General features: G+C 33.5%; 23 protein-coding genes. 4 read left to right on the forward strand and 19 right to left on the reverse strand.

Annotated elements, in window-relative coordinates:
• Positions 1-277: 277 nt before the first annotated feature.
• Positions 278-3,550, reverse strand: coding sequence for a carbamoyl-phosphate synthase large subunit (gene carB, locus ACXJH6_RS08060; protein ID WP_456471244.1), 3,273 nt, complete (start codon positions 3,548-3,550; stop codon positions 278-280).
• A 63-nt stretch (positions 3,551-3,613) separates the two neighbouring features.
• On the opposite strand from carB, the gene ACXJH6_RS08065 reads away from it, so the two are divergent.
• Positions 3,614-4,438 carry a 3'-5' exonuclease gene (locus ACXJH6_RS08065; protein WP_456471245.1) on the forward strand — a complete coding sequence of 275 codons (825 nt, stop codon included), beginning with the start codon at positions 3,614-3,616 and terminating at the stop codon, positions 4,436-4,438.
• Positions 4,435-5,214 carry an undecaprenyl-diphosphate phosphatase gene (locus tag ACXJH6_RS08070; RefSeq protein ID WP_456471246.1) on the forward strand — a complete coding sequence of 260 codons (780 nt, stop codon included), beginning with the start codon at positions 4,435-4,437 and terminating at the stop codon, positions 5,212-5,214. Before ACXJH6_RS08065 ends, ACXJH6_RS08070 begins: the two co-directional genes overlap by 4 nt.
• 180 nt (positions 5,215-5,394) lie before the next feature.
• Here the strand turns inward: ACXJH6_RS08070 and carA are convergent, their stop codons facing one another.
• Both carA and ACXJH6_RS08080 read right to left on the reverse strand, forming a co-directional pair.
• Entirely contained in the window at positions 5,395-6,519 is a 1,125-nt protein-coding gene (carA, locus tag ACXJH6_RS08075; protein ID WP_456471247.1) for a glutamine-hydrolyzing carbamoyl-phosphate synthase small subunit, read from the reverse strand.
• 31 nt (positions 6,520-6,550) lie between these two features.
• A complete protein-coding gene (locus ACXJH6_RS08080; RefSeq protein ID WP_456471248.1) occupies positions 6,551-7,108 on the reverse strand; it encodes a DUF507 family protein in 558 nt (185 codons plus the stop codon).
• A gap of 133 nt (positions 7,109-7,241) precedes the next feature.
• Between ACXJH6_RS08080 and ACXJH6_RS08085 the strand changes: the two genes are divergently transcribed.
• Together ACXJH6_RS08085 and ACXJH6_RS08090 are read left to right on the forward strand one after the other, a co-directional pair.
• On the forward strand, positions 7,242-8,198 hold the full coding sequence (locus ACXJH6_RS08085) for a hypothetical protein (protein ID WP_456471249.1): 957 nt from the start codon (positions 7,242-7,244) through the stop codon (positions 8,196-8,198).
• Entirely contained in the window at positions 8,192-9,598 is a 1,407-nt protein-coding gene (locus ACXJH6_RS08090) for a GGDEF domain-containing protein (RefSeq protein WP_456471250.1), read from the forward strand. Before ACXJH6_RS08085 ends, ACXJH6_RS08090 begins: the two co-directional genes overlap by 7 nt.
• Here the strand turns inward: ACXJH6_RS08090 and ACXJH6_RS08095 are convergent.
• The 16 genes from ACXJH6_RS08095 to hisH all read right to left on the reverse strand — a co-directional run bounded on the left by ACXJH6_RS08095 (position 9,590) and on the right by hisH (position 23,531).
• Positions 9,590-10,303, reverse strand: coding sequence for a hypothetical protein (locus ACXJH6_RS08095; protein ID WP_456471251.1), 714 nt, complete (start codon positions 10,301-10,303; stop codon positions 9,590-9,592). The genes ACXJH6_RS08090 and ACXJH6_RS08095 overlap by 9 nt on opposite strands.
• Positions 10,281-11,207 (reverse strand): chemotaxis protein CheV, encoded by a 927-nt coding sequence (locus tag ACXJH6_RS08100; RefSeq protein ID WP_456471252.1) that lies wholly within the window; start codon positions 11,205-11,207, stop codon positions 10,281-10,283. Before ACXJH6_RS08100 ends, ACXJH6_RS08095 begins: the two co-directional genes overlap by 23 nt.
• A complete protein-coding gene (locus tag ACXJH6_RS08105; protein ID WP_456471253.1) occupies positions 11,194-11,733 on the reverse strand; it encodes a MotE family protein in 540 nt (179 codons plus the stop codon). Before ACXJH6_RS08105 ends, ACXJH6_RS08100 begins: the two co-directional genes overlap by 14 nt.
• Positions 11,720-12,508, reverse strand: coding sequence for a phosphatidylserine decarboxylase (locus ACXJH6_RS08110; RefSeq protein ID WP_456471254.1), 789 nt, complete (start codon positions 12,506-12,508; stop codon positions 11,720-11,722). Before ACXJH6_RS08110 ends, ACXJH6_RS08105 begins: the two co-directional genes overlap by 14 nt.
• On the reverse strand, positions 12,505-13,491 hold the full coding sequence (gene purM / locus ACXJH6_RS08115) for a phosphoribosylformylglycinamidine cyclo-ligase (RefSeq protein ID WP_456471255.1): 987 nt from the start codon (positions 13,489-13,491) through the stop codon (positions 12,505-12,507). The genes ACXJH6_RS08110 and purM overlap by 4 nt, the downstream gene beginning before the upstream one ends.
• A complete protein-coding gene (locus tag ACXJH6_RS08120; protein ID WP_456471256.1) occupies positions 13,475-13,723 on the reverse strand; it encodes a phosphoribosylaminoimidazole synthetase in 249 nt (82 codons plus the stop codon). Before ACXJH6_RS08120 ends, purM begins: the two co-directional genes overlap by 17 nt.
• A gap of 9 nt (positions 13,724-13,732) precedes the next feature.
• Positions 13,733-14,704: a tryptophan--tRNA ligase gene (trpS, locus tag ACXJH6_RS08125; protein ID WP_456471257.1), complete on the reverse strand. Its 972-nt coding sequence runs from the start codon at positions 14,702-14,704 to the stop codon at positions 13,733-13,735.
• Positions 14,701-16,077, reverse strand: a complete 1,377-nt coding sequence (der, locus tag ACXJH6_RS08130; RefSeq protein ID WP_456471258.1) for a ribosome biogenesis GTPase Der — start codon at positions 16,075-16,077, stop codon at positions 14,701-14,703. Before der ends, trpS begins: the two co-directional genes overlap by 4 nt.
• Positions 16,077-17,630 (reverse strand): 2-isopropylmalate synthase, encoded by a 1,554-nt coding sequence (locus tag ACXJH6_RS08135; RefSeq protein ID WP_456471259.1) that lies wholly within the window; start codon positions 17,628-17,630, stop codon positions 16,077-16,079. The genes der and ACXJH6_RS08135 overlap by 1 nt, the downstream gene beginning before the upstream one ends.
• Before the next feature lie 75 nt (positions 17,631-17,705).
• On the reverse strand, positions 17,706-18,416 hold the full coding sequence (gene pssA / locus ACXJH6_RS08140) for a CDP-diacylglycerol--serine O-phosphatidyltransferase (RefSeq protein ID WP_456471260.1): 711 nt from the start codon (positions 18,414-18,416) through the stop codon (positions 17,706-17,708).
• Positions 18,406-19,047: a phosphatidylserine decarboxylase gene (locus tag ACXJH6_RS08145; protein ID WP_456471261.1), complete on the reverse strand. Its 642-nt coding sequence runs from the start codon at positions 19,045-19,047 to the stop codon at positions 18,406-18,408. Before ACXJH6_RS08145 ends, pssA begins: the two co-directional genes overlap by 11 nt.
• Complete coding sequence (ftsH, locus tag ACXJH6_RS08150) at positions 19,025-20,959, reverse strand: ATP-dependent zinc metalloprotease FtsH (RefSeq protein ID WP_456471262.1); 1,935 nt, start codon at positions 20,957-20,959, stop codon at positions 19,025-19,027. Before ftsH ends, ACXJH6_RS08145 begins: the two co-directional genes overlap by 23 nt.
• Complete coding sequence (locus tag ACXJH6_RS08155; protein WP_456471263.1) at positions 20,959-21,783, reverse strand: 50S ribosomal protein L11 methyltransferase; 825 nt, start codon at positions 21,781-21,783, stop codon at positions 20,959-20,961. Before ACXJH6_RS08155 ends, ftsH begins: the two co-directional genes overlap by 1 nt.
• Complete coding sequence (locus tag ACXJH6_RS08160; RefSeq protein WP_456471264.1) at positions 21,780-22,211, reverse strand: response regulator; 432 nt, start codon at positions 22,209-22,211, stop codon at positions 21,780-21,782. Before ACXJH6_RS08160 ends, ACXJH6_RS08155 begins: the two co-directional genes overlap by 4 nt.
• Positions 22,211-22,915: a 1-(5-phosphoribosyl)-5-[(5-phosphoribosylamino)methylideneamino]imidazole-4-carboxamide isomerase gene (gene hisA, locus ACXJH6_RS08165; RefSeq protein WP_456471265.1), complete on the reverse strand. Its 705-nt coding sequence runs from the start codon at positions 22,913-22,915 to the stop codon at positions 22,211-22,213. The genes ACXJH6_RS08160 and hisA overlap by 1 nt, the downstream gene beginning before the upstream one ends.
• A gap of 10 nt (positions 22,916-22,925) precedes the next feature.
• A complete protein-coding gene (hisH, locus tag ACXJH6_RS08170; RefSeq protein WP_456471266.1) occupies positions 22,926-23,531 on the reverse strand; it encodes an imidazole glycerol phosphate synthase subunit HisH in 606 nt (201 codons plus the stop codon).
• Between the last annotated feature and the right edge of the window lie 7 nt (positions 23,532-23,538).

The following is a 23,538-nucleotide window of genomic DNA, read 5'->3' on the forward strand; positions in this document are numbered from 1 at the left end:
TATACCCTTATTGGGCTTTTTCATTATTTATTATCTATAATAACTCTTAGCCCCTCTTAGGTGTATAATACTTATATCTAAGTTCTCAATCATCTCGCACTCTTTTAAGTGCCCTTCCCGTTTTGGGGTTGAAAGTATATTAAATTTCCTTCCTTATGTCAAGGAAATTTTGGAAAATTTTTAGAAATTTTTATGAAATTTCTCACTTATTCACTTAAATCCCCTGAATTTAGGGAAATTGGTCACTGAAAAATTTTGGGAAAAGAAAAAGAAAAAATTAAGAAGCGAAGTAGTCTTGAATAGATTTTACGTTAATTTTATTATTTTGAAGAAATCTTATTGCTTCTACAGCGGCATTGGCCGCCGCAATAGTAGTAAAATAAGGAATGCCCTGATTTAAAACTTCCCTTCTTATTATTTTAGCGTCATCTTTGCTTGCCTTATTATCGCTAGTATTAATCACTAATGCTATTTCTTCATTTTTAATCATATCAACAATATTAGGTCTGCCTTCACTGACTTTTAAAACTTTTTCGCATTCTATTCCGGCTTCCATTATGATTTTATAAGTTCCGCTTGTTGCTACAATATTAAAACCAAGTTCTTTTAAAGATTTTGCAAGAGAGGGTGCAAACTCTTTATCAAGGTCGGTTAATGAAATAAATACTTTTCCGCTTGTCGGTAGTATATTTTTAGCAGCAGCCTGTGCTTTTGCAAAACTTTCGCCAAAACTTTCACTAATACCCATAACTTCACCGGTTGATTTCATTTCAGGTCCCAAGATCAAATCGGCACCCGCAAGTTTATTAAACGGAAACACCGCTTCTTTAACGGCGATATGCCCTTTTAATTTAGGTTTATACACATTACCGTCAAATTCTACCACATTAAATTTGTCATAAAAATTTAACGCTTCTTCTAAAACTTTACCGTTATTAATATCAGGATTATATTCCAAATTCCACATAACTCTTGTAGCTACTTTTGCCATAGGAATTCCCGTAGCTTTAGATACAAAAGGAACGGTTCTACTTGCCCTTGGGTTTACTTCTATTAAATACAGTTTATCTTTATGCAAAGCATATTGAATATTAAGAAGACCTTTTACTCCAAGTTTTAAAGCGATTTTTTTAGTAACATTTTCTATTTCTTTTATTTTTTCATCACTTATATTTACATTAGGAAGACTACATGCACTATCTCCACTATGAATTCCGGCTTCTTCGATATGCTGCATAATTCCGCCGATATATACATCTTTTGTATCGCTTATAGCATCCACATCAAGCTCAATTGCCCTGTCTAAGAATTTATCTATTAAAACAGGGCTTTCATGAGACACGCTTACAGCCTCATCCATATATTCTTTAAGCTCATTTTCATTATAAACTATTCTCATAGCCCTTCCGCCAAGAACATAACTTGGTCTAACAAGTACAGGATATCCTATTTCATTAGCAATTTTATACGCTTCTTCTTTTGTAAAAGCGGTTCCGTTTTCCGGTTGGTTAAGACCTAATTCTTTAATAAATTCAGAAAATTTTTCCCTATCTTCCGCGGTATCTATAACTTTTGCACTTGTTCCTATAATTTTTGCTCCGATACTTGTTAGAGGTTTTGCAAGCTTAAGGGGAGTTTGTCCCCCAAAATGAACAATTACACCATCCGGATTTTCAAGTTCTACCACGTTTCTAACTCTTTCAAAATCAATCGGTTCAAAATAAAGTACATCACTAGTATCATAGTCAGTTGATACGGTTTCAGGATTACAGTTGTACATAATTGTTTTTATACCTAAATCTTCAAGAGCAAAAGCAGCGTGAACACAGCAGTAATCAAACTCAATTCCCTGTCCTATTCTGTTAGGTCCTCCTCCAAGGATTAAAACTTTTTTATCATTTTTCAAATCACTTTCTCTTAAAGGAACGTTTTTTGTAACATTTGTAGAAGAGTATAAATAACTTGTAGTCGTATCAAATTCAGCCGCACAGGTATCAACTTCGTTGTAATCAAGCTCAACTCCAAGTCTTTTTCTGGCGTTATATACGTCATTTTCACTAACACCGATAAGTTTCGCTATCATCTTATCGCTAAATCCATATGTTTTAGCGCGTCTTAGTTTTTCTTCATTATTTAATATTTCTATATCTATTGTCTTTTCAAAATCTACGATTTCCTTAATCTGATTCAAAAACCACGGGTCTATTTGAGTAAGTTCAAACACCTCATCAACACTCTTTCCTTTTCTAAACGCTTCTGCTACATATAAAATTCTCTCATCATTTGGGACTCTTAGTTTCTTTTTAAGAGTATCTTCATCACATTCACGCCTTTCAAACCCGTCAAGCCCCGTTTCTAAAGAACACAGCGCTTTTTGAATCGACTCTTTAAATGTTCTGCCAATTGCCATTACCTCACCAACACTTTTCATTGAAGTTGTAAGAGTGCTGTCAGCTTGAGGAAATTTTTCAAACGTAAATCTAGGGATTTTAGTAACCACATAATCGATTACAGGTTCAAAACTTGCAGCGGTTCCAGTTATATCGTTTTTAATTTCATCAAGAGTATAACCTACAGCTAGAAGTGTTGCAACTTTAGCAATCGGATAACCGGTAGCTTTAGAAGCTAACGCACTACTTCTTGAAACTCTCGGATTCATTTCAATTACTATCATTCTTCCGTTTTTAGGATTAACAGCAAACTGAACGTTACTTCCTCCCGTATCCACACCTATTTCTCTAAGAATCGCAAAAGAAGCGTCTCTCATTTTTTGATATTCTTTATCTGTAAGGGTAAGGGCCGGAGCTACCGTAATACTGTCTCCCGTATGAACACCCATAGGGTCAAAGTTTTCAATCGAACATACAATAATACAATTATCTTCCCTGTCACGGATAACTTCCATTTCATATTCTTTCCACCCAAGCATACTTTCCATTATTTCAATTTCACTGATAGGACTTGCTTCAAGACCTGTTTTTGCAAGTTCTTTAAATTCATCCATATTATAAGCCACCCCGCTTCCAAGTCCACCGAGAGTATAAGCGGCTCTTACAATAAGCGGAAAACCTATCTCTTTTGCTATTTCGATTGCTTCATCAAGAGTATGGGCGGTAGCTGATTTTGGCAAATCCATTCCGATTTTTTCCATCGCCTGTTTGAATGCTTCCCTGTCTTCTCCCTTTTTAATAGCTTCAGGATTTGCCCCTAAAAATTCAACTCCCTCAAGCATCCCCTTTTCATACATTTCCATAGCAACATTAAGTGCAGTCTGTCCTCCCATGGTAGGAAGTATCGCATCAACTTTTTCTTTTTCTATTATTTTTTTAACAATTTCCGGGGTAATAGGTTCAATATAAGTAGCATCCGCAAATTCAGGGTCAGTCATAATCGTAGCCGGATTTGAATTGATAAGAACAACTCTGTATCCAAGAGATTTTAAGGTTTTTGCAGCTTGAACGCCCGAGTAGTCAAATTCACACGCCTGTCCTATTACAATAGGTCCTGAGCCTATAAGCAATATAGTTTTAATATCTTCTCTTTTTGGCATTGAAAACCTTTTTTATATGTAATTATACCTTAAATTGTTATAATTTCACCAAAAAGGAAAAATTTGAGACTGCCTCAAAAAATAGAAGCCTTAAGAAGAGCGACAATATTTAATAAAAAAACAAAAGAATACGCTTTAAACGAATTAAAAAAAAATAAAAGTTATCTTACTAAATGCCTAAAAGAAGACATTCACGAAAACATTATTTTTAGAAATTATCAGGATTATATAATATCAACCGTGCTTGAAAGAGACGGAATTATGAAAAGATTAAAACCAATTCCTTCTCAAAAAGTATTTAATTCAAAAGAATTCTTAAAATTTTACATAAACGATTTGAAAAACACTCCAAAAGAAGCAAAAGTAAAAAAAATAGGCGTGTTCGATACGGAAACTACCGATATTTACGGATATATAATTTCTTATGCGATTGTTATACAAAATATGGAAGATATGAGTACAAAAGAAATTTACCAATTTTTAAATCCAAAAGCAAAAATCAGCGAAGAAGCATATGAAGTTCATAAAATAAAACAAGAAGACTTAGAAAACAAACCCACTTTTTTAGAAAAAAAAGATGAAATTTTAGAAATTTTCAATTCTCTTGATATGATTGTAGGTCATAATGTATTTTATGATTTCGGGGTCTTAAAAAGAGAGCTTGAAAGGGCAAAGCATTTTCCAAATATTATAGATATACCTATTTTCGATACGATGTTTTATTCATGGGATATAGTTGTGCTTGATAAGAAAAAACAACCCCGTCTTGAAGAAGCGGTTGCATTTTTTTTAGGTCACCAAAACGCAAATTATCATGACGCTTTAGAAGACGTTAAAATGACTTTAAAAGTATTTAACAAAATTTTAGAAGAGGGAGAAAAATTATGACAATAATAGAAAGTATTATTTTAGGTATCGTAGAAGGAATAACGGAATTTCTACCCATTTCATCAACTGCCCATATGATTTTGGTATCAACGCTACTGGGATTAAAACAAACTTTAACAAATGTAGCTTTTGAAGTAATAATTCAGCTTGGAGCGACTCTTGCGATTGTTATGATTTATCTTGATAAAATCAATTTTAAAGAAATAGAACTTTGGAAAAAAGTAATTCTGGCTTTTTTACCTCTGGCAATTGTAGGTTTTTTACTTAGACATCAGATAAAAGAACTCTTTACTTTAACTACTGTTGCATGGATGTTTATAATCGGAGGAATAGTGTTTTTTATCGTAGAAAAACTATATTCCGAAGAAAAGGTAAAAGTTAAAGAAGTAGAAAAAGTAACTTACCGCCAAGCATTTACAATAGGTGTTTTTCAAGTTTTTGCCCTTATACCGGGTACCAGCAGAAGCGGCGCTACAATAGTTGGTGGAATGCTAAGCGGACTTAGCAGAAAAACGGCTGCCGATTTTAGCTTTTTGCTTGCAATTCCTACAATGTTTGCCGCAAGCGGATATGAATTTGTTAAAAACATTTCGTCTTTTAAAGACCAAAATTTGCTGGTTTTAGGAGTTGGATTTGTAGTGAGCTTTATCAGCTGTTATGTGGCGGTAAAATGGTTTTTAAGTTTTGTTAAAAAATATACACTTATTCCTTTTGGAATTTATAGAATAATAGTAGGAGTTTTATTACTGTTTTTAATTTACAAAGGAATACTATAAATCTTTAAAAAAATATTTTATTGCCAAATAATAAGCAAAATATATCAAAAAGAAAAAGATTAAAAAAGAAATAAGAGGAGATGTCAAAAAAGTAGTTATTAAGGCAAAGATTGCCACAAAAAGAATAAAAAGCTCAAAAATTCCAAACATTAATTTGTTAATTAAGTCTAAATCCATAACTTATTTTACTATCTTATAAAACTCTTTAAAAATATATTTACTGTCATGAGGCCCCGGACTTGCTTCTGGGTGATGCTGTACGGAAAATACGGGCTCGTTTTTATATTTTCCCCCTTCTATTGTCCCGTCAAAAAGATTCACATGAGTAATTTCCGCCACTTCTCTTATATTTTCCGGCACATTATAGTTATGATTTTGAGCGGTAATTTCTACAACCGGTTTTCTTCCAAGCATATTTTTTACCGGATGATTCCCTCCGTGGTGTCCAAATTTCAGTTTAAACGTAGGATATCCGTGAGAAATACTAAGTAACTGATGACCAAGACAAATTCCAAACATAGGAATTTTATGTTCTAAAAGTTTTTTTATTTTTTTATGAATATCTTTTAAAATCAGAGGGTCCCCGGGGCCGTTACTTAAAAACACTCCCCCGATTTCTCCCTTTTCATACATTTTTATAATCTCTTCTACAGGAGTTGAGGCCGGGACAACCAAACACTCCATTCCAGCTTCTGTAAGTTCATTTAAAATATTTCTTTTAACTCCAAAATCAAATACGGCGATTTTTTTATTGGTATTTTTTTCTTTGTATTTAAACTCTTTATCATCCCAAGCTCCATGCGGATGAATGTAAGGTTCTTTTGTAGTAACTTCTTTTATATAATCCACTTCTTCAATTCTTGGAGATGATTTTAAAATTTTTTCAAGTTCTTCTTTATCATGTATTTCAGTAGATGCTATCATCATCATAGCACCCTCATGTCTTATCGTTTTAGTCAAAAATCTAGTATCAATATCACTTATTCCTAAAACTCCCTGTTCTTTTAAAAATTCCCCCAAACTTTTTTCACCTCTGAAATTTGAAAAATTATCCACATATTCTCTAACAATTACACCTTTAAGCCAAGCTCCCTTACTTTCCATATCATCTTTATTTACACCCACATTTCCAATCTCGGGCATAGTAAAAACAACAAACTGCCCGGCATAGCTTGGGTCTGTAATAATTTCCTGATATCCACTCAAGGAAGTATTAAAAACTATTTCTCCAACTTCGGTTCCTTTTGCTCCAAAACCTTTAGCTTCGAAAAACATTCCGTTTTCAAGTAAAATGCTAACTTTCATATTTTTCCTTTAAAAACCTTTCATTTTTCACTTAAATAAGTCCTCTTTTTCTAAGTTCCTGTTCGTAAAGTCTTTGAAATACAAGTTCCCATTCATCACTTCCAGGCACAAGAGGCCTTTTGTAATGTTCCATTTTTTCATATACAGCGTCTCTTGCTTCTTTTTCCTTATTTAAAAAGCTCATTAAGGAATTAAAAATAATATTTTTGATTTTACCGTCTCTTACATCATAATCTATTAGTTCCTTATCCCATAACTCTTTTACCAAAAAAGAAGCAAGTTCGTCGAATCTGTCCTCTTTTTTTATATTAAATCCCTCTTCTTTTGCTATCTCTTTTTTTAACAGCTTAAAAAGCTCCCGTCTATCGACGTCATAAAAAAGAAACTCGTTTTCCTCTTCCTGTTTTGCCAATATTTCCCTTGTTTTATCTTCTATTTCCCTCTCCCATAAAACATCGTCCAATACTATCTCTTCTATCTCTTTAATGGCATTATCCATTCCCTTAGGAAAGGTGACATATCCGCTGTTTAACAAATCGATAGCTATTCTTCTGGCAATAAAAGGAACTTGAGGTTCTTTTATAAGCATATTTCACCTTTTTTTCAAAATTATACCAAAGAATTGAAAATTATGATTTAATAAATATTTTTTTAAATAAGTTTGTTATAAATTATAACTTGACTCTATTTTTTTATATAATAACAATAAAAAAGGTAAAAAAATGAAACCTTTAATAAGTATATGTTTGTTGGCGATATTTGCCTTTTCAAAAATTTTAATCGTTAACTCATACGATAATAAAGACCAGTGCGGAATGCCTCAGTTAAACGGATTTTTATCAAAAATGTATGAAAAATATGCAGCGGATGATTTTGATATCTGTTTTTTAAACGCAAGGGTATCCACAAAAGATGAATTACGCCAAAAGGCTGAAAATATTTTAAAAAACATAAACAAATACGATTATATTGTAACATTTGACGATGCGGCTTTTAAACTAGTTGGAATCCCGGCTTCCAAAAAAGGAAAACAAATCTTTTTCTCAGGAATTAACATCCCGTTTAGCATTTATGAAAAAAAATATCATTTAAACAAAACCCTTTTTTCAGGGGTTTATGAAAAACTCCATATAAAAGAAATTCTAACCACATTCAATAAAATAAAACCGGTAAATAAAATAGCCCTTTTTTACAGCAAAGGAGTGGGAGAGATTTTAAAAAATCAAATTTTAACGGAACTTAAAAACACCGAATTTGAAAAAAAACTTATTTTTATTGAATGTAAAAACATTAACGAATTAAAACAAAAAACAAAAGAAATAAATAACAATAACGAATTTACACTTTTTATGCCTTTTACTATGTCTTTAAAAACCGACCATAAAAAAACACCTTTTTACAAACTTAAAGACATCTATTTAAAAAACATCAAAAAACCGGACATAAGCGTCAATTTAGTTTTTACAAAAATGGGTTTTTTAGGATTTGGGGGCGTGGATTTTTTTGAAATGGGAAAAAGTCTCGGGGAAATCGTATTAAATTATCCGAAAAACCCAAAACCCCAAATTATAAACGCTCCTAAAGCAGTCTATTTTATAAATGCCAAACGGGCTAAGGAAATAGACTTCAAACTGCCTGAATGGTTTATTAAACATTACGCAAAAGATATTATATGGTAAAAAAAATATATTTTTATACTTTAGGAATATTTACTCTTTTTATAATATCCGTTATCATTTTAAATATCTGGACATACAAGATAGAATCCAAAACGGCTATATCGATAACATCTTCATATCAATATAATTTTATAATCAATGAAAATATGGATAACAGACTATACTTAATAAAAAACGTATTAAATAAATATTATAAAAGTATTTTAACGAATAAAATCAAAAACCAGGAAAAATTAATTGAAAACGATACCGATAAACTGATTATTTTATTAAAAACGCTTGAAAAGCTTAATTTTAAAAATTATAAACCGTTTCTTTTTAAATACATATATAATTTATACGATGAAGATATAGACATTATTCAAAATAATAAAATCCTTATTTCCAAAAATCCTGAAAATATAGGAAAAAGATTCGATTACAAAAAAATATGCGACCCTTTTGAAAATTACGGGAAATGCGCCGTAATAAAAGAGAATAAATTTTATTTAATAAAATACTCCCCGGCATATCATCTTATAATAGAAACCGAGTTTAATATTGAGAATATAGACAAAAGTGATATAAATAAAAACATACTCTCAATGCTTAAAAGCATACCGGGCATCATCATTTATCAAAACGGTAAAAAAATAACCGGAGAATTTAAAAAAGACGAATTTTATTTTTTTGAACAATTTAAACCTTTGAATATTTTCTTCGGATTCGGAATTAAATACAGCAAAATCGAAAAACTCTCAAACGATATAAACAAAGAAGTTATAAAAGCGTTAAAACCTGTTATCCTAACGGTAATAATTTTTTATTTAATCTTGATTGCAGTTTTTTATTTGATGTTCTTTACCGTTTTTAGAAAAAAAATTAATTTTATTGAAAAAGTGCTTGACGAATACAGTAAAAAAGCGACTACCGATAAACTTACGGGTGTATACAACAGACGGGGATTTGAAAAAGCACTTGAAAAATTTCCATGCCAACACTTTTTAATTGTAGACCTTGATAATTTTAAATATATAAACGATACTTTCGGCCATGAAAAAGGTGATGAAATTTTAAAAGAGTTTGCATGGCTTCTAAAAAAATATTTTAAAGACGGTATTATCGGAAGATGGGGAGGGGATGAATTTTTAATATGCACAAATAAAAACAAAAAACAGATAATAAGCATAATAAACACCATCAATAAAAATTTACGGAAAATTCAACAACAGTTTGACAGCAAAATGGAAAAAAAACTTTCTTTAAGCGCAGGAGCTTGTTCTGATAAAGAAGCTCCTTTCGAAGAGAGATTTAAAAACGCCGACTTAGCCCTTTATAAAGTCAAAAAGACAAAAAAAGGAAATATTTTGTTTTTTAAAGATATCGATTACATCAAAATGGAAAAAAAAGATTTAAAATAAAGTTTCAACAGTGAAATTTAACTCAAAAGAATAGTGTTTTACAAAATCAAAAGCAGATTTTATATCTTTTTCTTTACCTTCAACTTCCATTATAACACTTCCTTCATTGCCTAAAATTCCTCCGCCCGCTATAATTTTTGCATTTAGATTGAATAAAAAATCAAAAGCTTCTACTTCCGTAAAAACTTCTCCGTAAAAAAATTTAAACATAGCAATTTTACTGCCCATTGCCATATCAACATTTTGACTTGAAGGAACATAATAAGGAATAAGTTTTTCATGAGAAACGGGGATAATGACCCTGCTTCCCCTTGCAGCCGCTTTTATATAAAAATTGCCGTAAGTCCCTCCTTTATCATCAGCTACGGCAACTGCGGCGTATTTTTTGCCGCTTTCATACCACAGAGCGTTTGCCCCTTTTATAAAAAAATCGCTTTTACTTATATCAAAATCTTTTATGTCAACCGTTTTTTTATTATCCAAAACAACAGGTAAAGGTCTTTTTTTGGTAACGTTTAAAGCATTGTTATAAAAACATCCCGCAATATAAGCGTCTTTATATTCAATTCCCAAATGATAAAGCAGATAATGATTTGTAGACCCGTACGCTATATATACCCTTTTTGAAAAATCGATATATTTGGTTAACGCTTTTGCTATTAAATGCTTTTGAGCGTTAACATTAAGTATTATCTGTGCTTTCATTGATAAAATTCCTTAAAAATTTTTCAATTTCAACGGGATTGGATTTTGATACAAAACCGTCAGCGTTAAGGCTTTTAGCCATTTCTTCATTTGATTTTCCGCTCATAGAGGAATTAACTATTATAGGAATATCTTTATAAGAAGAGTTTTTTACCTGTTTTATCACCTCAAAACCGCTTTTTTTAGGCATTTCCAAATCGGTAATAATAGCGAATATTTTTTCTTTAGGAATTGAAAATATAAAATCAATCAACTCTTCCCCGTTTTTAAACAACATATATTTAACGCCAAGTTTTTTCATAATTCTTTCCATAACATTTAACACCGATTTTGAATCATCCGCCACAAGTATATATTTGTCTTTTATACCAAGCTCTGTTACAACATCCATCTCTTTTAATTTAGCTTCCTCTATACCGAAAGCCTCATCCACCATCTTTTCCATATCGACAATTTGAATAATTTTATCTTTTTCTTTAACATATCCTATAATCTTTTGATGAGAAGAAATATTATCGTTTCTTACAAATTCATCCCAGCTTTTTATTAAAAGACCGTAAGCCTTATATATCCTAACGGCTACCAAAACCCCGCTAAAATCACAAATCATTACCAAATAATCTTTACTTTTAATCCCATACTCACTCAAATCCTTATTTGTCCCGTCATAAAAAAACCACTTTCTCAAATCCACTACGGGGATGGTAATATTTCTTACATTGATAATTCCCTCAATAAAAGGGACTTCACTGCCTATTTCAACTACTTTTCCCTGATATTTTAAAATTTCTTTTATTTTAAAAATATTCATCGCATAAACATCTCCGTTTTCTTCGAGGGAAAACGTAAAAAACTGAACTTCGTTTCTTAAATGTAAAGAGGTAATGGCTTCAATCTGATTCATGGGTGTCCTTTATTTTCAGTAATGCTTCGCTGAGTTTCGCCGCTTTTTTAGGCTCCATTTTAGCAAATATTTTAGCAACCGTTTTTGGAGGAAGTTTTTGTAAAATTTCCAACGCGTCTTTTTCTTTCATAGTCTGTAAAATATTAGCTGCATTATTGGGTCTCATTTTTGCATAACTTTGAGCAACTTTATCAAGTTTGGCTTTTTTTATGGCTTCAAGTATTTTTTTGTTTTCTTTAACAAGTTTTTGAATAAGTTTTTTTTCTTCTTCTATTTTTTTTAAAGTGGCGTTAATTTCCTCTTCTTTTTTTTTAAACTTTTCCTCTTTTTTCTTTATAAGGGCCATATAAGTGTTTTTTAAAGCTTCTAAAGCCTCTTTTTGTTCGAGGATTTTTTCGGCTTCAGCTTCAAGCTCTGCTTTTCTTTGATCGAATATTTCATAACAGTCAAGCAGCTTTTGTTTATCCACGCCAAAAATAAAAACGGGAAGAAGAATAAAAAAAACAGACCTTTTAATAAATTTCACCTAGAATATCCCCTACTTCCAAATAATCTTTCTGATTTAAATATTTAAAATGCTCAGGTCCAAAAAAGAGCAAAATAGAACTACCAAACTCAAACCTGCCCAGCTCATCGCCTTTTTTCAATTTTACAGGAGTTTCATATTCAAAAGTTATAACACTCTCATAATCTTTTTGAAGTCTTTCATCAAAATTCATATGAATTTTTCCCACAATCATAGCCCCTACAGCCACAAAATAAAAATACCTCTCTTTTTTGTCTTTACATTTTAAAACAATTCTTTTATTTTTTGGAAAAACCAATTCCTTTTCAAGCTGAGAAGGTTTAACGGGCTTAAGCTCACCCGGAATATAAGTAGCTTTTACTATTTCCATATCAACAGGGACATGATATCTGTGATAATCCCTTGGAGAGAGATAAAGATTTATAAAATATCCTCCATTAAGTTTAGTTTCATAAGGAATTAATTCTTTTAATTCATATTTTTTACCCTTTATCTGATAAACATATCCATCTTCTATCTCTCCATCGGCTATCACCAAAGAATCGCTAGGACTTACAACAATATCTTCATCCTCATAAAATTCGATATATTTTTTATGGCGAATAAAAAGGTCGTTGAGAGTCGGATATTCACAAGGGTCCTCGGGTGTATATTCGCTCATATCTATATCAAAAAATTTTACATAAAGTCTGTTTATAAAACATTGAATGGATTTTGGAAAAGAAGTTCTTGCTATTTTAACAACTATTTTAGAAAGCAAACGGGAGGGGTTCATATCAGTTTTACTCCTTTTAATCCTTTTCTTATCTCTCCAATAACATATCCGTCACTTAAAGACAACACTTCATCCACATTTTTATTATCAACCGCCAAAATCATTCCTACACCCATATTAAACGTTCTAAACATTTCATTTTCATCTACATATTTTTTCATAAACTCAAATATCGGAAGGATTTTTATTTTATCTTTATAAACAACCGCTTCCAAATCATCCCGAAGCACTCTTGGAAGATTTTCTACAATTCCTCCTCCGGTAATATGAGCCAAAGCGTTTATAAAAGGTTTCAGTTTTTTAAAATCTTTTACATAAATTCTAGTAGGAGTCAGCAAAATATCAATAAGTTTTTTACCATCAATTTCATCATCAAATTTCATTTTTAATTTTTCAAAAAAGAGTTTTCTAACAAGCGAATACCCGTTTGAGTGAATACCGCTGCTTGGAAGGGCAATTAAAATATCTCCTTCTTTTACTTTTGGATTAAGTTCGTCCTCTTCTGCTATTCCCACAGCAAATCCCGCTAAATCAAAATCATCTTCGCTATACATTCCGGGCATTTCAGCGGTTTCTCCACCGATTAAAGCACATTCAGCTTGTTTACAACCTTCGGCTATCCCTTTGATTACATCGGCAGCAGCGTCAACATCCAGTTTTCCGGTGGCATAATAATCGAGGAAAAAAAGCGGCTCACCAAAATTACAAATTAAATCGTTAACGCACATAGCTACCAAATCAATTCCGACCGTATCGTATTTTTTCGCATCAATTGCAAGTTTAAGCTTAGTCCCAACCCCGTCCGTAGCTGATAAAAGAACGGGTTTTTTATATCCCTGAGGCAGTCTAAAAGCTCCGGCAAAACTGCCTATACCTCCAACTACATTTTCATTAAAAGTCTCTTTTACTACGGGTTTTATTCTCTCTACCAAAGAATTTCCCGCATCAATATCAACTCCCGCTTCTTTATAACTGATTTTCATGGTTTTCTTCCTTACATTCGCAATAACAGCTTCCGAATATTTTTTGCAAAATCACAGTCGAAGGACAAAAATCAAAAATGAAATGAATAAAAAGCATAACCGACATAAACGCCAAAAGAGCAAGTCCCGCTACGCTGTATCCTTTTGCCAAAAGCATTAAAATAAGAAGCAAAAACATACTCATCATAAGTCTTTGAACTCTCTCCGCACACCACAGTTTTTTTGCTTTCATTTGTCTCCTTTAAAATATAACTTCATTTACCTGTTTCATTTTTTCACCAGCCAGTGCTTTGGCTTTTTTATTTCCTTCTTTAATTATATCTAAAATATCCTCATTTTTTAATTGCGCTTTTTTATCTCGAATAGGTCCTACTATTTTTTCTATATTAGCTGCACATCTTTTTTTACATTCCACACATCCTATAGAACCAGCCTTACAAGCATTCTCTATTTCATTAACTTCCTCAGGGGATGAAAACGCTTTATGATATTCAAAAACAATACAAACCTCAGGATGCCCAGGGTCTGTTTTTCTTATTCTTGCCGGGTCTGTTTTTGCCTGTCTGACTTTAGCCCATATTTCTTCAGGCGTTTCATCAAGATAAATGGCGTTATTAAAACTTTTACTCATTTTTCTTCCATCCAGCCCCGGAAGTCTTGGAACTTCGGTTAACATCTCTTTAGGCTCTTTAAAAATTTCTCGTTTATAAAGATAATTAAACCTGTTTACAATATCCCTAGCAAGTTCCAAATGGGGTTTTTGGTCTTCTCCGATAGGCACCAAATCGGCATCATAAAGAACTATATCAGCCGTTTGAAGCACCGGATATGTTAAAAATCCGACATTGTTTTTTTTCTTATACTCTTCTTGCTGCATAGCGTCTTTATAAGTAGGATTTCTCTCAAGCCAACTAACAGGGGTTATCATATTAAAAATCAAATAAAGCTCGGCATGTTCTTTTATTTCGCTTTGAATAAAAAGAGTGGCTTTTTGAGGGTCTATTCCGCTTGCTATCCACTCTTTTATAAGTTCTATACTTTGAGCTTTCAAATCTATATCTTCGTCAAATTTGGTAGTAAGTGCATGCCAATCGGCTACAAAAAAGAAACTGTCATATTCGTTTTGCAATTTTTTCCAATTTTTTAAAACTCCTATATAATGTCCTAAATGAAGTTTTCCAGTAGGTCTCATTCCACTAACTACTCTTTTCACTTTTTCCCTTTTTCTCTTGGTATTAATACAATAGGCGTACCTGTAAAATCTTCTTTTTGCCTTAAGAAGTTTATTAAATATCTCTCATAAGAAAAATGAAGTTTTGGTTTATTCATAACAAGAGCGATTGTAGGAGGCTTAATTCCAAACTGCGTCGCATAATAAATTTTAATTTCCCGCCCTCTTATATCGGTTGGAAGTTTATGTCTTTGGGTAGCTTCTTTTATCCATTCGTTAAGTTTGGAAGTAGGTACTCTTTTTATATAATTCCCGTATACGTAAATAATTTTATCTTTAAGTTTATCAATATTTCTTTTTGTTTTTGCACTGACAACCATAAAAGGGGCATAATACAAAAATTTAAACCTGTCTCTTACATCGGCTTCAAATTTTTTATAATCCATTGAAGCTTCATCCCACTTATTCCCGACTATAATACATGCGTTTTTATGTTTTTGAATAAGACCTCCGATTTTTTCATCAAGCTCTACTATTCCGTTTTTTGCATCCAAAACCAAAATGGCTACATCGGCTTCTTGCAAAACTTTTTCCGTTCTCATAAGGGCATATTTTTCTATATCTTTAATTTTACCTCTTCTTCTGATACCGGCGGTATCTACAAACGTTATATGATAACCGTTGTAATAAATAGTTTCGTCAATAGGGTCTATAGTGGTACCGTCCATATCACTGACAATCGCCCTCTCTTCCCCCACAAGAGCATTTAAAAGCGAACTTTTTCCGACATTTACACGTCCTACAATCGCCACTTTTATTTCTTTAAGGTTTTCTAAATCTTCTTTATTCTCTTCTTCGCTGAATAATTCCTCAAGAGGAATATCTTCTTCTATAGCAGTAGCTTCCTGAATGACTTTAGGTTTTTTGGGAACAAACTCTTTTATCCTCTCAATCAGTTTTCCAACCCCTCTGTTATGCGCAATAGAAATAGGATAAATTTCATCGGCACCCAATTCATAAAAGTTGTAAACACCCTCCATCAATTTATCGTTGTCAACTTTGTTAACGATTAAAATAAGAGGTTTTCTTAATTTTTGAAGAGTTCTGAAATATTTAATCTCATCTTCATCAGGAATAGTTCTTCCATCAACCATGTAAAGAATTACATCGGCTTCTTTAGCCACATCAAGAGCTTTTTGTTTTACTTTCTCAAAAAGTTCGTCTCTTTCTTCAAGACCTCCGGTATCAAGAAGTACAATATCTTCCAAATCGTCATCAAGGGAAACTTCCCTTTTTTTTATATCCCTGGTAGTCCCGGCTTTATCACTGACAATAGCGTCTCTTTGTCTGAGAATTCTATTGAAAAAACTGCTTTTTCCAACGTTTGGTTTACCTAAAATGGCTATTTTTAACATTAAATACTATCCTTATAACTTATCTTTTTGCTTAATAAATCTTTCATATGAATATAATTATTAAGAGCATTTATATACGCTTTAGCGCTTGCAAGCATTGTATCAATACTAAGCCCATGCCCCATAACGGCCGGTTTGTTTTCGTCAAACACAACTTTTACCATCACTTTTGCCAGAGCGTCTTTCCCTTCGCTTACAGCTTCAACCTTGTAATCCATAAGTCTTCCGTTAATACCGCTTATTCTGTCTATTACCTTAAATATAGCATCAATAGTCCCTTCTCCTATTGCCGCATCGGTATAAATTTTATCTTCAAACTTTATTTTAGCGGCGGCACTTGGCATACCTTCGCTGCAATCACTAAGCTGTAAAGAAAGCAATTCATAAACTTTAGGGGTTTTATCGCTTGCTTCATTCATTATAGCCAAAATATCTTCATCGTATATCTCTTTTTTCTTATCGGCCAGTTTTTTGAATTTCATAAATATTTCATTTAGTTCTTCTTCGTTTATATCGGTAAATCCAAGCTGTTCAAGTTTTTTCTTAAGTGCATGACGACCGCTGTGTTTTCCAAGCACTATCGTATCTTTAATATCAAGCCCGATATCCTCCGCGCTCATAATTTCATATGTCTGTTTATGTTTAAGCACTCCGTCTTGATGAATACCGCTTTCATGAGCAAAAGCGTTTCTTCCCACAATAGCTTTATTAGGCTGCGGTTCAATTCCTGTAACGCTTGCCACAAGACGGCTTGTCGGATAAATCTCTTTTGTGTTTATTCTCGTATCAATCCCCTCAAACAAATCGCGTCTAACCTTAATAGCCATGACAATCTCTTCAAGTGCCGCGTTTCCTGCTCTCTCACCAAGACCGTTTATAGTACATTCAACCTGTCTAGCCCCGTTTAAGATACTGTATAATGAATTAGCCGTAGCAAGTCCAAGGTCGTTATGACAATGAACGCTAAAAGTAATGTCTTTTGGAAAATAATCGACAAGTTCTTTAATCATACCTCCCATTTCATGAGGAAATCTGTATCCTACGGTATCCGGAATATTGATGGTTTTAGCTCCCGCTTCAATAACGGCGCTTATTATCTCTTTTAAAAAGCCCATTTCACTTCTTCCGGCATCCTCACAGCTAAACTCAACATCATCTACAAATGTCCTTGCATATTTAACGGCCTCAACTGCCCTTTTTATTACTTCATCCGGTTTCATTCTAAGTTTATATTCCATATGAATGGGACTTGTTGCTATAAATGTATGAATTCTTTTAAGGGGCGCAGGTTCGATTGCTAAAGCGGCCTTTTTTATATCGTTTTCAACCGCTCTTGCAAGGGAACAAACAGTTGAATCTTTAACTTCTTTAGCTATCATATGAATAGCTTCAAAATCCCCCGGACTTGCCGCTGCAAATCCCGCTTCAATAATATCGACTCTTAATTTTTCAAGCTGTTTTGCAACTTTTATTTTTTCTTCTATTGTCATAGAAGCACCAGGGGACTGTTCTCCGTCACGCAATGTAGTATCAAAAATTTTTACCATTTTCATTAAAAATCCTTTTATGGTTTATTCATTTTTTTTATAATTATAACTTATAGTTTATTTTTTGTCAATGGAAAAATTTTATCCATTAGTTCTTTTTATCGCTTTAAAATAATTAATTACGCCTCTTATAAATCCATAAAAAACATAAACAGTTAAAATTATAGCAATTGCCTCAACAGGATACAAATATATAAAAGAAGCCACTATAATAATTAAAATCAACACTTTTAAAGCAACTTTTTTATCAAGATTTATTTTTTTAAAACTCGGATATCTAAAATTGCTAACCATCAAAAAAGCCAAAAACAATGCTCCTATCAAAATCAAAAAATCAAAATTACCTCCGTATTTTATATCAAGCATAATCCAGCTGCCAAGGACTACGGCAGCGGTTGGAATGGGAAGCCCTATAAAATACCTGGGGTCCAATTCCCCGGTGGTAACGTTAAACCTTGCAAGCCTTATAGCACCGAAAACCACAAAAAGACCGCTAACCAAAGCCCCAAACCTTCCGTAATTTTCCCCTATAGCAAAAAAAAGCATCATAGCCGGGGCCACTCCAAACGCCACTATATCGGCAAGAGAATCAAATTCAACCCCGAATTTGGAAGCGGTATTGGTAAGACGCGCCACGCGGCCGTCAAGACCGTCGGCAATCAAAGAAAGGACAATATAAATAAAAGCTTTTTCAAACTTAGCCTGAGAAGCGGCAATAATAGCCATTACACCAAAAAAAGCGCTTAAAGCGGTAAAAAAATTAGGAAGCAAATAAGCTAAGTTAATTCTCATTCAAATACCCCAAAAGAGTCTCTCCGGCTTTTAATTTTTGAAATTCGGTTACTTTAATTATACTTTCCTTAGGCAGGTATATATCTACCTGAGAACCAAATGTTATCATACCGTATCTTTCGCCAAGTTTTACAGGTCCTAAATCCCTAAACATCACTATTCTTCTTGTAATAAACCCCGCTATCTGATTTACCACTATTTCACAGTTACCCTGTTTAAAAAGCACTCTGTTTTGTTCGTTAAGCTCACTGGCTTTTGGAGAATTTAAAGCAAGAAAAGTTCCATGAATATATTCTCTTGCACTCATTTCGCCGTATATGGGGCTTCTTTGAATATGAACATCTAAAAGAGAAAGCCTTATTGAAATTTTTACGCTATTTTTTCCGGTAATAGGAGACAGCGATTCTACTATTTCAACAACGGTACCGTCGCTTGGAGCAATAATGGCGTTTTTAGAATCATCTTCGGGAATTCTTTCGGGATTTCTGAAAAAATATACAAAAAAAGCAAACACCAAAAACCAAAAAAACTGCCATAAAAAACTGTCGGTCATCAAAAGAGAAAAAAAGAAAATAGAAAAACTACCGCCTATATAAGGATAACCTTCTTTAAGAATTATTTCCGTTTTCATTTTCACCCTCTTTTTTATTACTGCTTTCTTTTTTATCCCGGTCAATATCTTTATCCAGTTCGCCTTCTTCGAATTTTTCAATAAGTTCTCTTACTCTGCTTCCTTCAATTACTTCTTTTTCATACAGTTCCTCAACCATTTTTTCTATCACAGGTTTATATTTTTTCAAAACATTTTTAACGTGTTTATATCTCTCATCCAAAAATGTTTTTATAAATTTATCCACTTCTTCTTGAGTTTTTTCAGAATATTCCCTAGCTTGGGCAAAATTCCCTAAAAATCTGTTGGTCTGTTTCTCAAGCACCATAAGTCCGGCTACATCACTCATTCCATACATACTAACCATTGCTCTTACAATATCGGTAGCCCTTTCCAAATCGTTTCCGGCTCCTGTTGAAATTTCACCTGTAAACACTTCTTCTGCCGCCCTTCCCCCAAGAAGCGTGTCTACTTCCGCGATAAGTTCTTTTTTCTGCATAAGATACTTATCCTCTTCAGGTAGATTTAAAGTATATCCCAAAGCAGCAAGCCCCCTTGGGACGATAGAAACTTTTTTTACTTTTCTGGCTTCAGGAGTCACTTCCGCAACAACAGCATGTCCGCTTTCATGGTAAGCGACTATTTTTTTGTCTTTTTCATTAAGCCTTCTGCTTTTCTTTTCAAGACCGGCTATTTGTCTTTCAACCGCCTCTACAAACTCTTCTTGATTTACTTCTTTTTTACCTTTTCTACCGGCAAGAAGAGCGGCTTCATTTACTATATTGGCCAAATCCGCACCGGCAAGTCCTGCGGTCATTCTGGCGATTTCTTCCAAATCAACGTCTTTTCCGGCCTTTATTTTTTTAATATGCACTTTTAAAATTTCAACTCTTCCTTTAAAATCCGGTTTATCAACAAGCACCTGTCTGTCAAACCTGCCTGGTCTTAAAAGAGCCGGGTCTAAAATTTCAGGTCTGTTTGTAGCGGCTAAGACAATAACGGGTTCGTTTGAATCAAAACCGTCCATTTCCGCAAGAAGCTGGTTTAACGTCTGCTCCCTTTCATCGTTGCCGCCCATAGGCCCTCCGGCGGCTCTGCTTTTTCCTATTGCGTCTATTTCGTCTATAAAAATAATACTAGGAGCCTCTTTTTTAGCCTGAGCAAATAAATCCCTAACCCTTGCAGCACCGACTCCCACAAACATTTCTATAAAACTACTTCCGCTTACCGCAAAAAAAGGCACATCCGCTTCACCAGCCACGGCTTTTGCAAGAAGCGTTTTACCTGTACCCGGAGGTCCAACCAAAAGAACGCCTTTTGGTATTTTAGCACCGAGTTCTATATATCTGTCGGGGTTTTTTAAAAAATCGACTATCTCTTTTACCTCTTCTTTAGCTTCATCGTTACCGGCTACGTCATCAAATTTCACGTCGGGTTTTTCACTTTTTATCAATCCCTTAGCGCTTCCTATTCCTAAAACTCCGCCCATGCCTTTTTGCATACGAGAGGCCAGAAACATCCATATGGCAAAAAATATAAAAATAGGAATAATCCACCCGAAAATCAAATCGCTAAGCCAGTTATTGTCATTCATAGCACCGTAAGGCACTTTATATTTATCCAGAATTTCCACTAAAGTATTATCACCCGGTACTTTTTGAACGGTTACTATTCTTCCGTCTTTCAGCTTAGCCTTAATTAAATTTCTACCTATTGCCACATACTCAAGCTTACCTTCTTTTGCAAGCGTTTTTATATCCGAATAACTTAACGCCATAACCTGACTGGTCCCGGCACTTGTCAAATTATTAACCTCGCTAACGCCGCTTCCAAGACTCCTAAACACTATAACTATCAAAACAGCAAACACAATAAAAAAAAGAAGAGGGTTTTGATTAAAAAAATTATTATTGTTATTATTTTTCTTATCCATTAATTTCCTTTCTTAAGCACCAGAGTAACCCATTCGTTATCTTTTATTTCCTCTATAAGCTTAAAATCTTTATATTTATCTAAAACCTTATTTTTATACTTATCAATTATACCAGATAAAATTAAAATGTCATTAACCCTGGCTTTAAGTTCCGAAGCTATAAAAACCAGCACATCGGCTATTATATTAGCCGTTACAACATCGTATTTTTTATCTGTATCACCCGCGCTTCCCTTCCATATTCGGTTATATTTTGCATAATTTAAATCAAAATTTTCCTTAGCTGAAGCAACCGCCAATTCGTCCGTATCGCAGGCATCCACCTCAGCGCCCAGTTTTGAAGCGACTATTCCCAAAATACCGCTGCCGCAACCGACATCTAAAAAAGAATTTCCGTTTTTTACATATTTTTTTATTGCTTTAACGCAACTTCTAGTCGTTTCATGATGTCCGCTGCCAAAAGCCAAAGCCGGGTCTATTACTATATTTATTTTTCCTTCTTTTGGGGGATACCAACTCGGATGAATATAAAACTCTTCTATTTCCACCGGTTTAACGGAGTTTTGATATGATTTTACCCAATCCCTGTTTGATTTTTTTTCTATATCAATTTTTAAATCCACAGAAACATTAAAAATTTCTTCCAACGCTTTAACGTAATTTTTTAACTCTTTTATCAAATCATCAAATCCCTCTTCGCTTCTTAAAATAAGAGTATTTCCCTTTTCTTCTATACCGTTAAAAAAACGCTCCATTAAAAAATTTTCTATCTCTTCTTTAAAAGCGGAAGGGGTGACACTCAGCTCGTAATAAAATTTTTTCATAACAGCTTTAACTGTTTTAGTTTCTCTTCTATTTTTTGAATGGTAAACGGTTTTACAATATAGTTGTTAACACCCGCTTTTACAGCTTCAAGCACGCTTTCTTTACCACCTTCGGTAGTAATCATAATAATTTTAACGCCTTTTCCCAGCTTAATATCTTTTAAAAAATCTTTACCGCTTCCTAAAACTCCCCTTTTAACTTCATCTTCCCTTATCTTTTTAACAAGCTCAAGTCCCGTCATATTAGGCATATTCCAGTCTGTTAAAACGGCGTTTATTTCATCCCTGTGCTGTTGAAACGCTTCCCATGCCTCTTTTCCGTCAGCCGCTTCCAAAATATCTTCGGGCTTAAATCCAAGCTTTACCAATGCGTTTTTAACAATTCTTCTCATTGTACCGGAATCATCGACTACAAGTAATTTTCCCATTAATACTCCTTTAAAATTTTTTCTAAATCTATTTTGCCTTCATAAAAGGCTTTTCCTATTATAACTCCGTATATTCCGTTTTCTTTAACTTTTTTAATATCTTCTTCGCTCGCGACACCGCCGCTTGCAATTACATTTTTTTTAGATGCTTTCATTATATCGAGTATAAAATCTATATTCAATCCGCTAAGTGTTCCGTCTTTAGAAATATCAGTTGCAATTATACACTCTATTTGAGAATTTTCATACATTTTAGCAAGTTCACTGGCTTTTACACCCTCGCTTTTACCCCAGCCCTCAACGGCCACAAAACCGTCTTTGGCGTCTATTCCCACAGCTATAGGATATTTATCGGCAAGTTCGATAACTTTTTTAGGGTCTCTTGCCGCAATACTTCCTAAAATCAATCTGTTTATTCCCAAATCAAGGTATTTTTTTATTGTTTCTTCATCTCTTATACCGCCGCCGAGCTGAATTTTTAGATTTGTGTTTTTTCTTATTTTTTTTATCTGTTCTATATTTTTAGGCTCCCCCGCAAAAGCTCCGTTTAAATCCACTATATGAAGCCACTCTGCCCCCATATTTTCAAAATTTTTAGCAAGTTCCCACGGCTCGTCACTGTAAATTTTAGCGCTTTGCATAAGTCCTTTAGTAAGCCTGACCGCTTTACCGTCTTTTAAATCAATCGCCGGAAAAATTATCATAATAAACTCCTTATAAATTTACAAAATTTTTCAAAATTTTAAGACCGGCATTATGGCTTTTTTCCGGATGAGGCTGAAAACCGAATACGTTGTCTTTATTTACCGCACTTACGAATTCATAACCGTAAAATGTTTTACCAATAGCGTATTTATCTTCACAAACAACATGATAAGAATGAACAAAATACAAATAAGGATTATCCAACCCTTTAAAAAGAGGTGAGTTTCCTTGAAAAAACATTTTATTCCATCCCATATGAGGAACTTTATGGTCTTTTTCTATTTTTTTATCAAACCTTACTACATCTCCCGGAATTATTCCAAGCCCTTTATGATTTCCAAATTCCTCGCTATTTTCAAATAAAAGCTGCATCCCAAGACATACGCCTAAAACATATTTACCCGTCTTTACGAAATTTTTCATAGCCTCATCAAGTCCCGTTTCTTTTAAATGCTCAATAGCGTCGCCAAACGCTCCGACTCCCGGAAAAAGAAGTTTATCGTAATTTTTAAGTTTATCAGGGTCTTTAACTATATCCGCGTTTGCTCCTATTTTATCAAAAGCGTTTTTCACGCTTGCAAGATTCCCCATATTATAATCAACTATACCTATCATTCCTCTC

The organism is Caminibacter sp. (genome assembly GCF_053999135.1).